The organism is Arthrobacter sp. CAN_A212, from assembly GCF_015752345.1.
In the GTDB taxonomy this organism is placed as follows: domain Bacteria; phylum Actinomycetota; class Actinomycetes; order Actinomycetales; family Micrococcaceae; genus Arthrobacter_D.
This window is the reverse complement of sequence record NZ_JADOUT010000007.1, coordinates 123,957-138,015: the sequence shown is the minus strand read 5'-3', so window position 1 is coordinate 138,015 and position 14,059 is coordinate 123,957. Positions and strand designations below refer to the sequence as shown.

The 14,059-nt window shown below is 60.9% G+C and carries 10 protein-coding genes and 2 pseudogenes; 7 read left to right on the top strand and 5 right to left on the bottom strand.

What is annotated here, in order from left to right; translation table 11 throughout:
* Positions 1 to 371: pseudogene (locus IWX64_RS07920) on the bottom strand (helix-turn-helix domain-containing protein); the annotation flags it as partial.
* Positions 372 to 508: 137 nt separating this feature from the next.
* Here IWX64_RS07920 and IWX64_RS07915 point away from each other — a divergent pair.
* Positions 509 to 1,246 (top strand): annotated as a pseudogene (locus tag IWX64_RS07915) (ISL3 family transposase); the annotation flags it as partial.
* Between the two features lie 34 nt (positions 1,247 to 1,280).
* Here the strand turns inward: IWX64_RS07915 and wecB are convergent.
* Entirely contained in the window at positions 1,281 to 2,468 is a 1,188-nt protein-coding gene (gene wecB / locus IWX64_RS07910; RefSeq protein WP_442859041.1) for a non-hydrolyzing UDP-N-acetylglucosamine 2-epimerase, read from the bottom strand.
* 234 nt (positions 2,469 to 2,702) lie between these two features.
* On the opposite strand from wecB, the gene IWX64_RS07905 reads away from it, so the two are divergent.
* The 5 genes from IWX64_RS07905 (at position 2,703) to IWX64_RS07885 (ending at position 10,056) form a co-directional block, all read left to right on the top strand.
* Complete coding sequence (locus IWX64_RS07905) at positions 2,703 to 3,668, top strand: DAK2 domain-containing protein (RefSeq protein ID WP_196866588.1); 966 nt, start codon at positions 2,703 to 2,705, stop codon at positions 3,666 to 3,668.
* Positions 3,661 to 5,883: an ATP-dependent DNA helicase RecG gene (locus tag IWX64_RS07900; protein WP_196866587.1), complete on the top strand. Its 2,223-nt coding sequence runs from the start codon at positions 3,661 to 3,663 to the stop codon at positions 5,881 to 5,883. Before IWX64_RS07905 ends, IWX64_RS07900 begins: the two co-directional genes overlap by 8 nt.
* 29 nt (positions 5,884 to 5,912) lie before the next feature.
* On the top strand, positions 5,913 to 6,527 hold the full coding sequence (locus IWX64_RS07895) for a hypothetical protein (protein WP_196866586.1): 615 nt from the start codon (positions 5,913 to 5,915) through the stop codon (positions 6,525 to 6,527).
* A 106-nt stretch (positions 6,528 to 6,633) separates the two neighbouring features.
* Positions 6,634 to 8,133: an HNH endonuclease signature motif containing protein gene (locus tag IWX64_RS07890; protein ID WP_196866585.1), complete on the top strand. Its 1,500-nt coding sequence runs from the start codon at positions 6,634 to 6,636 to the stop codon at positions 8,131 to 8,133.
* Between the two features lie 675 nt (positions 8,134 to 8,808).
* Positions 8,809 to 10,056, top strand: coding sequence for an alpha/beta fold hydrolase (locus IWX64_RS07885; protein WP_334683207.1), 1,248 nt, complete (start codon positions 8,809 to 8,811; stop codon positions 10,054 to 10,056).
* 42 nt (positions 10,057 to 10,098) lie between these two features.
* Here IWX64_RS07885 and IWX64_RS07880 read toward each other — a convergent pair whose 3' ends face one another.
* Positions 10,099 to 10,305: a hypothetical protein gene (locus tag IWX64_RS07880; RefSeq protein WP_196866583.1), complete on the bottom strand. Its 207-nt coding sequence runs from the start codon at positions 10,303 to 10,305 to the stop codon at positions 10,099 to 10,101.
* 286 nt (positions 10,306 to 10,591) lie between these two features.
* Here IWX64_RS07880 and rsmD point away from each other — a divergent pair, with 286 nt between their 5' ends.
* A complete protein-coding gene (gene rsmD / locus IWX64_RS07875; RefSeq protein WP_196866582.1) occupies positions 10,592 to 11,170 on the top strand; it encodes a 16S rRNA (guanine(966)-N(2))-methyltransferase RsmD in 579 nt (192 codons plus the stop codon).
* 230 nt (positions 11,171 to 11,400) lie between these two features.
* On the opposite strand, the gene IWX64_RS07870 is transcribed toward rsmD, so the two are convergent.
* Both IWX64_RS07870 and IWX64_RS07865 read right to left on the bottom strand, forming a co-directional pair.
* Positions 11,401 to 12,696: a phosphotransferase gene (locus IWX64_RS07870; RefSeq protein WP_196866581.1), complete on the bottom strand. Its 1,296-nt coding sequence runs from the start codon at positions 12,694 to 12,696 to the stop codon at positions 11,401 to 11,403.
* A complete protein-coding gene (locus IWX64_RS07865) occupies positions 12,693 to 13,955 on the bottom strand; it encodes a phosphotransferase family protein (RefSeq protein WP_196866580.1) in 1,263 nt (420 codons plus the stop codon). Before IWX64_RS07865 ends, IWX64_RS07870 begins: the two co-directional genes overlap by 4 nt.
* Positions 13,956 to 14,059 lie beyond the last annotated feature (104 nt).

Below are 14,059 nucleotides of genomic sequence, written 5' to 3'. Positions count from 1 at the left end.
GACACGGTCCGGCCTTGGGCGTCGGGGGATTTGACCATGGGTTCAACGCTGGAGTCCGTGGCCTCCAAAAGCAAACGCCCAGCGATCTGACGCGGGGTCCGAGACCGGAAGAGGTCAGCTTTCACCCGGGCCAGAACGACCGGGTCCGCGTCGATCTTGCGTATCTGCGGACGCTTCCGACGATCCTCGGCCTTACAGTCCGCGGCCACGGGTTTGTAGCCGCGGGTCTTCGTGGAGTTCCGGAGCCGCTCCCGCCACACGATCGTATGGTCACGACCGATCTCCGTCCCGATCTGACGGTCCGTATGGCCCGCCCGAATCCCCACCGAAATGTCCGCCCGATCAGCAAACGTCAACAACCTCCGCGCCACCAGCAACTCCCTCTACCCAACAATGTTTGTTGCTACGAGGCTATGACACCAAGCCCGTATCCTATTGAGAAGCGCCGCTAGAACAGCGGCCTGAACATCTCCTCAGCAGCGGAAATCACCACGAACCGCGAAGAGCCGACAAGACAGGCCCGGCGCGACTGCTGGACATGGTCGAAGGACGCTCCAAGCAGGTGTTCAAGGACTGGCTCCACGACCGCCCCCAAGCGTGGCGGGACGGCATCGAGGTCGTCGCGATGGATGGGTTCACCGGGTTCAAGACCGCAACCTCCGAGGAGCTCCCGGACGCGGTTCCGGTCATGGACCCCTTCCACGTCGTCCGCCTCGCCGGGGACGGGCTGGACCGATGCCGGCAACGCGTCCAACAAGCCACCACCGGGCATCGCGGCAGGGCCGGCGACCCGCTCTATCGGGCCAGGCGGACCCTGCATACCGGCGCGGACCTGCTGACGGAGAAGCAGAACGCGCGCCTGACAGCTGTCTTCGCGTCCGAGGAGCACGTCCAGGTGGAAGCGACGTGGGGGATCTATCAGCGGATCGTCGCCGCCTACCGGGAACCGAATAAGACGAAGGGTAAGGAGCTGATGCAGGCCGTGATCGGCGCGGTCACCAACGGCGTGCCCGCCGCCCTGGTCGAGATCCGCAGGCTTGGCCGGACCCTGAAGCAACGCGCCGTCGATGTGCTCGCGTTCTTCGACCGCCCCGGCATCTCCAACGGGCCCACGGAGGCGATCAATGGCCGCCTCGAGCACCTCCGCGGCTCGGCCCTCGGCTTCCGTAACCTCACCAATTACATCGCCCGCAGCCTGCTCGAATCAGGCGGCTTCAGACCCCACCTACACCCTCAATTACGATGAGCCATTTTAGTGACCGTTCAAGAATCGTCTAAGTTTACGACGCGGATTCAACAAAATCCGGTGTGCGGGAGCCTACTTTCAGAAGTTCTGCGATAGCGGCTACCGAGCGAGAGGCGGCGAGGCCGTCCCCGTACGGATTGACTGCGTTCGCCATTGCAGAGAAGCTGTCGGCATTGTTGAGAAGCCGATCAACTTCAACGACGATTCGTTCCTCGTCAGTCCCGATGAGTTTAACGGTTCCTGCTCCAACAGCCTCGGGCCGTTCGGTGTTGTCTCGCATTACGAGGACTGGCTTGCCCAAGCTTGGAGCTTCTTCCTGAACTCCGCCAGAGTCTGTCAGGACAACATGTGCCAGTGAGAGAAGACGGGTAAATTCTCCATACGCCAGCGGCTCTGTGACCACAATGTTTGACAGCCCCTCGAGGGCGGGCAGGACGGCTTCACGGACCGCCGGGTTCTTATGCACCGGTAAGACAATAACCAGATCCGGTTCAGCCGACGCGATCCGGGCGATCGCGCGCCCGATTCCGCGCATCCCGTCTCCCTGGTTTTCACGCCGGTGTGTCGTAACGAGCAGGATTTTCCGGGCGGAATGCGCCAGGTCCTCCAGCTGAGGGTCAGTGAATGGCACCTGTTTTTTCACCGTCTCCAGAAGGGCATCAATCACCGTGTTCCCTGTGACAACGATCGACGCCGGAGAGACATTCTCTGCCAGCAGATTGTCCCGGCTGGTAGTCGTCGGGGCCAGATGGAGGCTGGCGATCTGGGAAGTGATCTTTCGGTTTGCCTCCTCCGGGAAAGGGGAGAACAGGTCGCCGGAGCGAAGGCCGGCTTCCACGTGGACCACGGGGATACCGTGGTAGAAGGCTGCGATTGCGGCGGCGGTTGACGTGGTCGTGTCTCCCTGGACGATGACGGCGTCGGGCTTGGACTGCTCAAACAAGCGGTCCAAGCCGTCGATGGTCTTGGTCATGATCGAGGAGAGGGTTTGCCGCTGCTGGAGAATATTCAGATCGAAATCAGGAACAATACCGAAGAGGTCGTTCACCTGATCGAGCATGGCACGGTGCTGCCCGGTGACAGTGACGACACAATCGAAATCGTCGGCATCCTTCAGTGCCGCAACAATTGGAGCCATCTTGATAGCTTCGGGTCGTGTTCCGTAGATCGGCATGATGACAGGCAAGAGCATCCTCAGGTTCGATGGGGTCGAGTTCTGCATTACAGCCTACTGCAGCGGCACGATGTTCCCGCTAGGTGTTACCGCCCAAGGTACGGTGAGTGCAGCCAGGGTGGCATGTCGCCACCAATACCTGGGTTCGCTCTCACCCTGTAGAGCGCACTGCGGTAGGCTCGGTATGTGCCGGATTGCCCGGAGTGACCGCAGCGCCGCAGTCACATGCCTACGTGGGATGGGATCACTTTGCAGACGAAAATCACCGCTAACGCGACTGCGATGAAGCGATGGTTGAGCAAGGCCGAAGAGTCCCTGGGTAACCACAGCGACCGGCTTAACGCCATCAACATTTTTCCCGTGGCCGACGGCGATACCGGCACCAACCTCTACCTCACCGTCCGCGCCGCGTCCCAGGCCGCCAACGCGGCAGACACCACGGACCTCGGCGAACTCCTGAAGATCGCCGGCCAGGCCGCTATGGAGGACGCCAGAGGAAACTCCGGCACTCTGTTCGCGGTTTTCCTCTCGGCAATCGCCGAGCCATTACACCACCACATGCGGCTTTCCGGCCCGCTGCTCGCCACGGCGCTGCAACGCGCACAGATCCGCAGCTGGTCTGCGCTCAGTGATCCGGTTCCTGGCACCATGCTTTCAGTACTCGAAGCGACAGCCCGTGGAGCCGCCGTCGTCGACGGTGCCCAGAACGGCGACGACAGTAACCACGCCCTCGCCCTGACCCTTCAGGCAGCCGTTGAGGCAGCCCTTATAGCAGTCGTCCATACCGAGAGCCAACTCGGTGTGCTGACCCAGGCCAAGGTGGTGGACGCTGGGGGAGTGGGGTTCCTGCTCATCCTTGATGCGCTGCGCGCCGCATCGCTCGGCGAGGAACTCCAGGACGAGCTCCTCGACGGACTTCACGGCTACGACATCCAGGCACCCCACATCCACAACGGCGGCGACGCCGAGGGTGTGGAGGTCATGTGCACCATCAATCTCAGCCCCCTCGGCGCCGCAACCCTGCGGCTGCACCTGGACGAGCTCGGTGATTCGGTCATCATGAGCGCAGTCACCGAGGTCGAAGAGGGCTACCGGTGGCGGATCCACGTCCATGTGCCCACTCCTGAGCCTGCACTGAAACTCATCCAGGAAGCCGGAAGTCCCATCAATGTCTCGGTGACTCAGCTTGCTTCCCCACGGCTCGGCGACACGCCCCTGTACAGCGAAGTCCAAGAGGCCAGTGGATAGTCCAACGACCGGGGAACTCAACTCTCCCCTCGATGGGGTTGTCAGTCCCAAGGCCAAGGTCAAAGCCTTTGCCGAGACCCTCAACCTTCACACCTTTAGCCATCTGCTCAACCACTTCCCGCGCGCCTATTTTGAGCGCGGTGAGCTCACTCCCGTGAGCTCTGTGCCATTGGGCGAAGACGTGACACTGATTGCACGGGTGCAATCCGCAAACCTGAGGCAGATGCGGGCCCGTAAGGGATCTTTGTGCGAGGTAGTGATCACCGACGACACCGGAGGCCAGCTCGGCAGGCTCAGCCTCTCCTTCTTTAATGGTCGCCAGGCCGCAAGGGACCTGCGTCCCGGCGTCCACGCCATGTTCTCCGGCAAGGTGACTGAATATCGGCACCGGCTGACCCTTACCAACCCCATTTATTCATTGCTCGACGACGACGGACCCGTCGACCCCGATCTCCTCGAGGCGCCCCTGCCGGTGTACCCGGCGTCGGCGAAGGTTCCCAGCGAAACCATCAAGAAGGCCGTCGGAACGCTGCTCGACAGGCTGGTGCATTCTCAGTTCAACGATCCAGTGCCGCCGGACATTGCGCGCCGCGACAAGCTGATGAATATCACCCAGGCCTATGAGCTGATCCATCGTCCCCACGCGATCGAAGACACCTACCGGGCCAAACACCGCTTCCGCTATCAGGAGGCGCTGGTCTTGCAGACTGCACTGGCCCGACGTCGGGCGCTCACCTCACTGGAAGAGGCAACGTCGCGCCGGCCACGGTCGGGCGGACTGCTGGACCAGTTCGACTCCCAGCTGCCCTTCACCCTCACCGACGGACAGAAGGTTATAGGGGAGACCCTGACCGAGGACCTGTCCTCTTCCCATCCGATGAACCGGCTCCTGCAGGGTGAAGTGGGCTCCGGTAAGACGTTGGTCGCGCTGCGGGCGATGCTGCAGGTGATCGACGCCGGTGGTCAGGCTGCACTGTTAGCGCCGACCGAGGTTCTGGCTGCACAGCATCTGCAATCCATCACCCGGACGCTGGGGCCGCTGGCCATGGGAGGGATGCTGGGGGGAGCCGCCGATGGCACCAAAGTGGTCCTGCTGACCGGCTCCATGTCCACCGCGCAGCGTAAACAGGCAATGCTGGACGCGGCGACGGGCGAGGCCGGGATTGTGATCGGGACCCATGCCCTGCTGTCCGAGAATGTGAGCTTCTTCGACCTCGGGCTCATCGTGGTGGATGAACAGCACCGATTCGGCGTCGAGCAACGCGACGTGTTGCGATCCAAGGCCACCAATTCGCCGCACGTGCTGGTGATGACCGCGACCCCCATTCCCCGGACGGTCGCGATGACGGTGTTCGGTGACCTGGACGTGTCGACCTTGACCGAGCTGCCCGCCGGCAGGGCACCGATCACTACCCATCAGGTAGGTCTCACCGAACATCCCGACTGGATTGAGCGCATCTGGGCGCGGGCCAGGGAGGAGATCGACGCCGGACGTCAGGTGTACGTGGTGTGTCCCAAGATTGGCGACCAGGAAGAGGACTCCACGGCGCTGGAGCTCTACTCGCCGGACGCGCTGTCGGATAACCGGGGTCCTCAGCAGGAATTGACGTCGGTCAACGAGTTGTTCGAGACACTCCAAGACGTGCCCTCGTTGCGGGGCGTATCGATGGGAATGCTGCATGGACGTCTGGATCCCGCCGAGAAGAGCGCCACCATGGCCCGCTTCAATGACGGCAGTATCCAACTCCTGGTATCCACCACGGTGATCGAGGTCGGTGTGGACGTTCCCAATGCCACGCTGATGGTCATCATGGATGCGGACCGGTTTGGTATTTCCCAGCTGCATCAGCTGAGGGGCCGAGTAGGTCGGGGCGGGCATCCCGGAACCTGTCTGCTGGTGACACAGCTCGACCCCGAGCATCCCAGCAGGGAGAGACTGGCGGCTGTCGCCTCGACTACCGACGGCTTCGAACTGTCACAGAAAGATCTTGAGCTCAGGCGCGAAGGCAACATTCTGGGTGCATCACAGTCCGGCGGACGGTCGGCGTTGAAGTTCCTGCGGGTAGTCAAAGACGTGAAGATTATCGAGAAAGCACGCGAAGATGCTCAGCAGATCGTGGCTGACGATCTCGATCTCGTGGATCATCCAGACCTTGCCGAGGCAATGGATCTGTACCTGAATCCCGAGAAGGAAGCGTTCCTGGAGCGGGGCTAGCCTTGGCTGGCAGGTCTATTGTTGACGACATGAGCACGGCCAGTACCTCCGTACGAATTCAATTGGGAAGCCTGTTGACAGTCGTGGGTGGCTTGCTCATGGTGACCCTGTGGTTAATTTTTACGACGCTACATGGAGCAACCTCCTTCAACGAGGACGGTTCTGCTTTGGGGTTATCGACGCTGTTTTGGGGGATGTTGTTGGGGAGCATTCCGAATCTGCTCATAGCGACAGGCCTAATTCTTCTTTCATCATGCCTAGCATTCACAACTGGTCGGCTGGCACGGCTCGGATACGTATTGCTGTTGATCGGGTTAATCGTTCCGGCATTGGCTGATCTTGCAATCCAAGCTCTGGGGCCGCCGTTCTTCGTCCCCGTCGCTGCGGTTGGACTGATTGTTCTGGCATCGGGAGTACAGAGCGACTCGCAAATTAGCAAGCCTAGCCGTTACCTTTTGCTGTTCGTTGGACCTGTCCTCGGGATCGCCTTCGCATGGGCACTGGTACCGACCGCGCTCACAGACTCCATCAGTGGCTACAGAATCTATGGCGGCTTCGCTCATTTTGCGGCGGGCGTCGGCTGGGTGATGTTCGGCGTCAGTGTGCTGCGCGCCCGATTCACCACGATTGAAGCACCCTCATGAAGATTGTGGATAACTTCGGGTGGGTGGAAGAAAATGAAGCCTGACTACTCCTCCACAATGCCACGTATCGCTCGCATATTCGAACGTATGTTCGATAGAATTGATCATGGCAATCAGCCCGTTCGAGCCGCAGACCGATACTCCTCGGTATCTAGTTTGGCTGAACACCGAGCTTGCGGGGATCGCTGACTCGTTTCGTTCGGAGAGCATGGTGATGCCTACCCGCAAACTCGCAGAAACCGCGGTGGCTATCGAACAGCTCGCCAGAACTGCGGAGCAACTCCAGCTGATTGCCGCACATGCGGTGGAACATCAGAATGTGGCAGTTGTTGGCGAATCCGATCAGCGGCTAAGTCTTGGGGTGTCCGACGGCGATTCCTCCACGGGATCCCTGAACCGGACGGGGTGCAGAGACAACGCCGAGTATCTTCGGAACACTTTGCGAATCAGCAAAAGCGACGCGAAGAGGCGGATCCGTGTATCCAGCCAGGTCTTGCCCACGGTCCAGTTGAATGGTCAGCCGCTTGCTCCGCGGCTGGAACACCTGGGAGCTGCGATTGCTCGATCGGAAGTCAGTAGCCAGGCTGCCACCCTAATCAGTGCGGCGATGGAGAGAGTCAGGCCCTTTGCTTCGTCCAAAAACCTGGATGAGATGGAAGCCACTTTGACTCGGCAGGCAGTCCTGTCGGATGTGGACGTGCTCAGGGTACTGATCCAGCGGTGGGAAAGTTTGCTCAATCCTGATGGTTCTGAGCCGACTGAGGAGGTTCTGCGAGCACGGCAGGGAGTCTTCCTAAGGGGTAAGCGTCATGGTCTGCGCTTCATGGAGATCTCGGCGACCGACGATCAGTTCGAAGACCTGATCACGGTGATGTATTCAGCCACCAATCCACGGGCCAGGGCAGGACTATCAACCGCCGAAGCCGAAAAGCTGGGTGGTGTCCAAAAAGATTCACCGACGCCAGGAGCAGGGAACGCTCCAGAGGATGAACTTGATCGGTCGACATGGGCGCAGCAGCTGCTGGATGGCTTGGTAGGTGCCTGTCGTATTGCTTTGGCCAGCAACAAGCTTTCCGACGCCGGAGGGATGAGGCCCCAGGTACTGGTCACCATCAATTATAAGGATTTGGTGGCCGATGTCGGTCGAGCCGGTCATGCAGCATTTGGCGGTTTGATCAGTGCTCGGGCGATTCGTCGGATTGCCTGCGATGCGAATGTTCTACCGGTGGTGCTGGGAACAGAAGGACAGATTCTGGATGTGGGGAATCCCCGTCGGCTGTTTCCTCCCAGTCTTCGAAAGGCATTGACAGCGCGGGATGGCGGATGCGCGTTTCCGGACTGCATGATGCCGTCGCCCTGGACCGAGGGGCATCACGTCATTCCGTGGAGTCGAGGTGGCCCAACCACCGTAGATAACGGAGTCTTGTTGTGCAGCAGGCATCACCATCTTCTTCACCAGGAGGAGTGGAGAATCGAGCTGAAAAGCCGGATTCCATGGTTCATTCCTCCCCGGTATATCGATCCGACGCAGAGACCTCGACAGAACCACTATCACCGGGATCATCCCCACCCGCCGCCGGGTCACAATCCATTGCTGACGAGTTGAAGCCCTGCCCACTCGCCAAGCCCGTGCCCACCAGAGGCTTTTCGCATTGGCACTTGTGGACTCGATACTTGTGGACTCGATACTTGTGGACTCCACACCCGTTGACTCCACACTGGCGGCTTCACCGGGCAACCAACTCATGCCATGCCATTCGTCGTGTGATTGCGACCGGCGATCGGCTTTCTCGGAACTGCGCGGACATCCCGACTCTTACCCGGCGCTGCGGGACCTTCGACTCTGTGCCGTGGGCTGTGCCGGCTGTCGAATGGAAAGTGTTCGAATCAGTGGGGGCCATCGACTCTGGATTGACGGGATGTGGTCTCCAAGTGAGAATTTCCCCTCCAGGAAGACACGGATATGTCACAAGAGCAGCTTGTTACTTCGCCGTCCCCGTCCGACCCGGCCGAGCCGAGCCGACGTATTGGCATCCTAACTAGACCCTGGATAAGACTGGCAGTCGCGGTGGCTGTAACGGTCGGGTACGGGGTGGTGGCCGGTTGGCTGACTCCTCGAGGTCCCCTGACGGAGGTCGAAGCCGTCGCAACGGTGGCGATAAGTCTGCTGGTCGGGGCTGCCAGCGGCGTCCTCCTGCGCTCGCGGTGGGCGGTTCTTCTTGCGCCTGTGCTTTTCTTAGTGACGTTCGAGCTCGTCCGCGCAGGCGTGGAGGGCCCAACCGTGGACGGAATTCAGCTCACCTCGATATTCGGCATCGTCGCGTTCATTACGGGCCGCGGATTCCATGGGCTTCTAATCCTGATCCCGATGATGTTTGGCGCCATCCTCGGTGCTGCCCTTGAGCGGCGAAGGGATCAGCGGAAAGGCCAAGATTCCAGTGTTTCAACTTCTCGGCGGGTGCGGACATTCCTGCTTCGCGGACTCACGGCCCTTACCGGTGTATTTGTTCTTCTCCTTGGCTTCCTTGTCGCGTTGCCGGGTACCACGGACGCCATCCTGGCTGACGACGGCACACCGCTGCCGGGAAGTGTCGCCGAGTTCGCAAGCGTGAATGTGGGGGATCATCAGCTGAACCTCATGATCCGGGGACGTAGCGATACGAACCCGGTCCTGCTGTTCCTTGCTGGAGGCCCCGGTGGAACCGAATTGGGGGCGATGCGCAACCACGGGTCGGCCCTGGAGGAGGACTTTGTCGTCGCGACCCTCGACCAGCGAGGTACTGGCAAGTCGATGGATCAGTTCGAGCCGGCCACAACCCTGACGCTTGAGAACGCCATTAGCGACGCTCTGGCCGTCACTGAGTATCTTCGCCAACGGTTCGGTCAGGACCGTATCTACTTGGTCGGACAATCGTGGGGATCAACGCTCGGGGTTCTCCTCGCGGATCGTGAACCACAGCTCTACCAGGCCTTCGTTGGCATCGGTCAGATGGTGAGTCAGCGGGCCACTGACATTATTTTCTATGAGGATGCGTTGGAATGGGCGCGCAGCACAGGCGACGTCGGGCTGGAGGCCACGCTTGAGGCGAACGGTCCGCCGCCCTACACCGACATTAGGGCCTACGAACCGGCGATCGGCTCCGAACAACTTGTTCATCCGTACGACCACACCCCAAACGCCGAGGGATCAGGTCAGAACTCCGAAGGGCTTTTTGTCGAGGAGTACTCCAATGTCGAAAAGATCCGAAACCTCGGCGCAACCCTCGACGTCTTCTCAGTGCTCTATCCGCAGCTACAAGAGATCGACTTTCGCGAACAGGTAACGAGCCTCGACATCCCCGTGTACCTGGCGCAGGGGCGTTACGAAGCCCCCGGTCGTGCCGACCTCGCGCTCGAATGGTACGGAATGCTGAGTGCTCCCTCCAAGGAATTGCGGGTGTTTGAGACCTCAGGGCATCGACCTATATGGGAGCAGCCAACCGAGTTCCATCGGCTGATGGTTGAGGTGCTGGAGGACACGAGCGGATAGGAAGCACTCGTTTGTCATCCATAACTGGTCGGTCCAAACCGTTTATGGTCTATACATCAGCCTCGCTATGGCACCCACCAGCAACCCGATCGCGGCCCCGAGGCCAGCGCCGACCGCAATGCCGGGCCCGCCCGCAATCGCCACGCCGATGACGACACCGGCTCCAGCTCCCATGCTGATTCCCACACCGGGAAGGTATTCGTGGAACCCACGGTCTGGCGTAGCAGGAAGCGCATCCAATTTGGTCATGTGGCTATCGTCCGAGTGCAAGCCCCGACTTGGTAGGGGCTTTGGTCCTCCCCGTACTGCCTGCCTACCCTCCTAGCTGCCTACCGATGATCAGGGACGGCCGCGCCTTTCAGGACCCAGGAGCAATCTGAATAGGTCGACCCAACCATCGCGACAACCCAAGATGAGTCATGTCCTGATGGGTTATACCGGGGTGAGTCCTGCCGAGGTGAGTCATAGTGCCGCTGCTTTCGGCAGAGGACCGTCGGTGGCCCGATGTCCCACCTCATGTCGATACAGTTGAAACATGAGTCGAATCATCGCCGGAGCCGCTGGAGGCATACCGTTATTCAGTGTCCCGGGTACAGCAACACGGCCCACTACTGACCGAGTCAAAGAGGCATTGTTCTCGCGTCTCGACGCCTACGAGGTCATCGCCGATGCAAGGGTGCTCGATCTTTTTGCTGGCTCAGGCTCCCTGGGCGTGGAAAGCGCCAGTCGGGGAGCGAAGGTCGTTGACCTGGTGGAGTCGGCCGACAAGGCAGCAGCAGTCAGCCGATCCAATGCTGATCTGGTTAACAAGACACTCAAACATCAGACAGTGCGGGTCCACCATCTCAAGGTGGAAACCTATCTTGATCGCGTGACCCCCGAGGACCAGTGGGATCTGGTCCTCATGGATCCTCCCTATCCAGTGGAAAACGAATCGCTGACCACTCTTCTTGCCACGCTGGTTCCGCATCTGGCCGAGGGTGCAGTGGTCGTTCTCGAACGTTCTTCGCGCTCGCAGGAGCCAAACTGGCCGGTCGGTCTGGAACGCTTCGCTGAGAAGAAGTACGGCGAAACTAAACTGTGGTTCGCCGAACCAACAGCGCCTGCATCGTAGATGTGGGACTCGTTTCCTCCAGGGAAGCCAATTGATGTGCCCAGACCAAACGAGGGAACTGCCAAGAGAGTAATGCCTGGCTAGATTGGTCAGCCTGACCAACGCCATCAGTCACCTTGCCAACACCATCAGTGAGCCTGACCAGCAGGACCGGCCCGACCTGCCTGACCAGCAGGAACTGCCGACGACTGTCCACTTCAGCTTGACCCAGCCATTCCAGAAAGACGAGATCAGCCAGGGGAGTAAGCCTGGGCCGCCGCTATTTCTGCGAGTTTGATCTCGAGGCCTTCAAACCACTGGTGAGCGAGCACCCGGTACTGAGGCCTGAACGCATACAGGCACGCTAGTCGAAGTTTTGTCGCCGCCGCATAGGCTTCCAACCGTTGATCGGACACCCCGATAGCGTCTGCCGCTGTGAGAACGGCCTGTTCGGCCGTTTGCGCCGCAGCAGCAGAATAGACACCCTGTGCTCGGCGAAAATCGACGTGCACCAGGAGATTCGCCAGGTCGAGCGCTGGCTCAGCGACAGCTACCGTGTCGCAGTCGATCAACCCGACGACGCCCGAATCCGGATTGAACAACAACTGCTTGTCGTGGAGATCACGGTGCGACAACACTGCCTGCTGCGGCACACCAGAAATCAGCAGCCGAGCCACCTGCGCCGAAGCCCGCTGGAGCCGGGCGGGTGCAACAGGCAATGCCTCGAACTCCTGCACCTGGTTGACCCACCGGGCCACGGTGCGACACTCATCGCGCGCCGTATGGGCGGGCAATGCGATGCTTCCCGGTCCGACGCTTCCCGGTCCGACGCTTCCTTGTCCGATGCTGCCCGGTCCGACGCTGCCCGGTTCAAACCTGTCCTGCGCAACCGCCAGCCGGGGCCACCGCTGAGCCCATTGCTGCCAAGCATTCTCCCAAGTGCCAGCCCCTTCCCAGGTGTCAGCCCCGTCCCAGGTGCTAGTTTCGGCCGGGATGCCAATCCCGGCGGAGGTGTCAGTCCCGCCGTCATGTCCGGGTCCGTCTGAAGGCGCGTTCCCGTCTCGTGAGCTAACACCGTCCACAGGCCTGCCTGCGGTCGACCCTTGCCCGAGTTCGTGCAAACTGGTGCCGTGCACCGCCGTCAACGTGACACTGTCCGGATGCTGCACCACGACGTCGGGCACCACCATCCCTGACCGATGCGCCAACGTGCGCATCAACCGGTGGGCCACTGCCACACCCTCGGCCTTTCCGGGAGCCAGCAGCTTGGTGAATCCCGCATCATCGCGGACCACTGCGCGCCGCTTGTAACGGTGGACCAGCAACTGACCCAGCGCCGCAGCACCGGGAAGACCAGACAGCACCGGGTCTTCAGCAAACGGAGCCAAACGCACCACTCCGTCAACCTCGATGGTGCCGGCCCTGATCTGGCCACCATCGGTGTCCATCGCCTCAAAGGTGAGGCGACCACCGTCCCGCGGCCATGCCCGATGGACGGTCAACTGCCGGCCGGCACGATCCGTCAGTGTCGCAGGAATTGTCGTCACCACAGGATGTTCTCCATCAGGTCTAGTTGGTTCACCATGTCCTGCCGCCAGGTGGGCGAACAGGATCGAAAAGGCTCACTCAGGCGGTTGAGCAGGTGAAAGATTGTCCACCCCAGGACCTCTGTCTCGGTGGCGCCCGTCGGGCCGGCGCTGTAGCCGTCCAGCATGGCCGCCGTGCGGGGAAGCGCCAACACATCGGTGTCTCTCGTCAGCGGCATATTGTGGAGGATCTCGACGGCGGCAAAGCTGCCCAGATCGGAGGCACCTGCACCATAGGTACACCGCTCCAGATCCGTCAGCCGGATGTCGCTACCATCCACCAGCACCTGGTCGGCAGAAAAGTCACCGTGGATGAGCGCTGCCCGGCCAGGACGCCGCAATAGCGGTTCCAATCCGACACGCAGCCGCTCCAGCCGGTCGGTAATCCCGGGAAGCAGTGACGATGTCTCCCGCGCCAGTTTGATCAGTGACCCGGCAGGCGCCCGCCACCGGTGTGTGTCAAAGGCTGGGGGCTGCTGATGAAGCAACGCCAACGCCATGCCCGCCGCATAGGACGCGGCAGCCGCATCGGCCCCGGCCCCGGCAGTATCCCTGAGAGCAGCTGCTCCCAGCTGAGAGGACTGGTTGCTGGTACCCACGGTGCTGAGGTCACCGGACCCGAACCACGTGAAGTACTGCACATGACTCGAAGTCGGCAGCCCCGACCTGTCGACTGTCTCCAATACCGGGACACCCCGGGACGCGAGCCTCGCCAACAGCTCGCTATCCGCGTGTGGGGTCGACGCACTGAGCTTGCACACCAGACGTTCACCCCGATGGCGAAGCGCAAACACCACCCTGCGCTGCGGGTTGTAGTTGAGCACCTCTACCGAGCGGTCAACAAAGATCCAGCCGAACCCGTCGCGCCGAAACGGCCGCATGGGCCGATACAGTCGGTGATCCAGTTCGATGGGCCCTGACACCAGGCTGTGGTCCGGGTAGTCCGGCAACGCGACGTGCTGGACTTCCAGCCCACTGCCCACCGACCGGCTAAACGTTTTTTCAAGCTTTGCTGCAGCTTCAGGACTGTAGGTAGCAAGCCAGCCTATCCCGCCACCGGCTTCCCGAATTCTTGCCACAGCGGACGTACCGGGTTTGTGCCGCAGCCGGTCAGCCCTCACCGGACGGCCCAGCAACTCGCTGAGCCGGTCGCTGTCGAAGAACTCTTCAAGACCCGGCAGCGTCGGATCAACGGCCGCCGTCGGATCGATAACTGTCATAGGATCAATCATCGCCGCTCGATCAACAGCGGACGTCGGATTAACAGACAGTGTCGGATCAACAACCGTCGAAGAGTCAACAGCTGTCGTCGACTCAACCGCTG

Coding starts and splice junctions, on each gene's coding strand:
- wecB (WP_442859041.1), bottom strand. CDS start 2,468: ATGCAGAACTCGACCCCATCGAACCTGAGGATGCTCTTGCCTGTCATC.
- IWX64_RS07905 (WP_196866588.1), top strand. CDS start 2,703: ATGAAGCGATGGTTGAGCAAGGCCGAAGAGTCCCTGGGTAACCACAGC.
- IWX64_RS07895 (WP_196866586.1), top strand. CDS start 5,913: ATGAGCACGGCCAGTACCTCCGTACGAATTCAATTGGGAAGCCTGTTG.
- IWX64_RS07890 (WP_196866585.1), top strand. CDS start 6,634: ATGGCAATCAGCCCGTTCGAGCCGCAGACCGATACTCCTCGGTATCTA.
- IWX64_RS07880 (WP_196866583.1), bottom strand. CDS start 10,305: ATGACCAAATTGGATGCGCTTCCTGCTACGCCAGACCGTGGGTTCCAC.
- rsmD (WP_196866582.1), top strand. CDS start 10,592: ATGAGTCGAATCATCGCCGGAGCCGCTGGAGGCATACCGTTATTCAGT.
- IWX64_RS07865 (WP_196866580.1), bottom strand. CDS start 13,955: ATGACAGTTATCGATCCGACGGCGGCCGTTGATCCGACGCTGCCGGGT.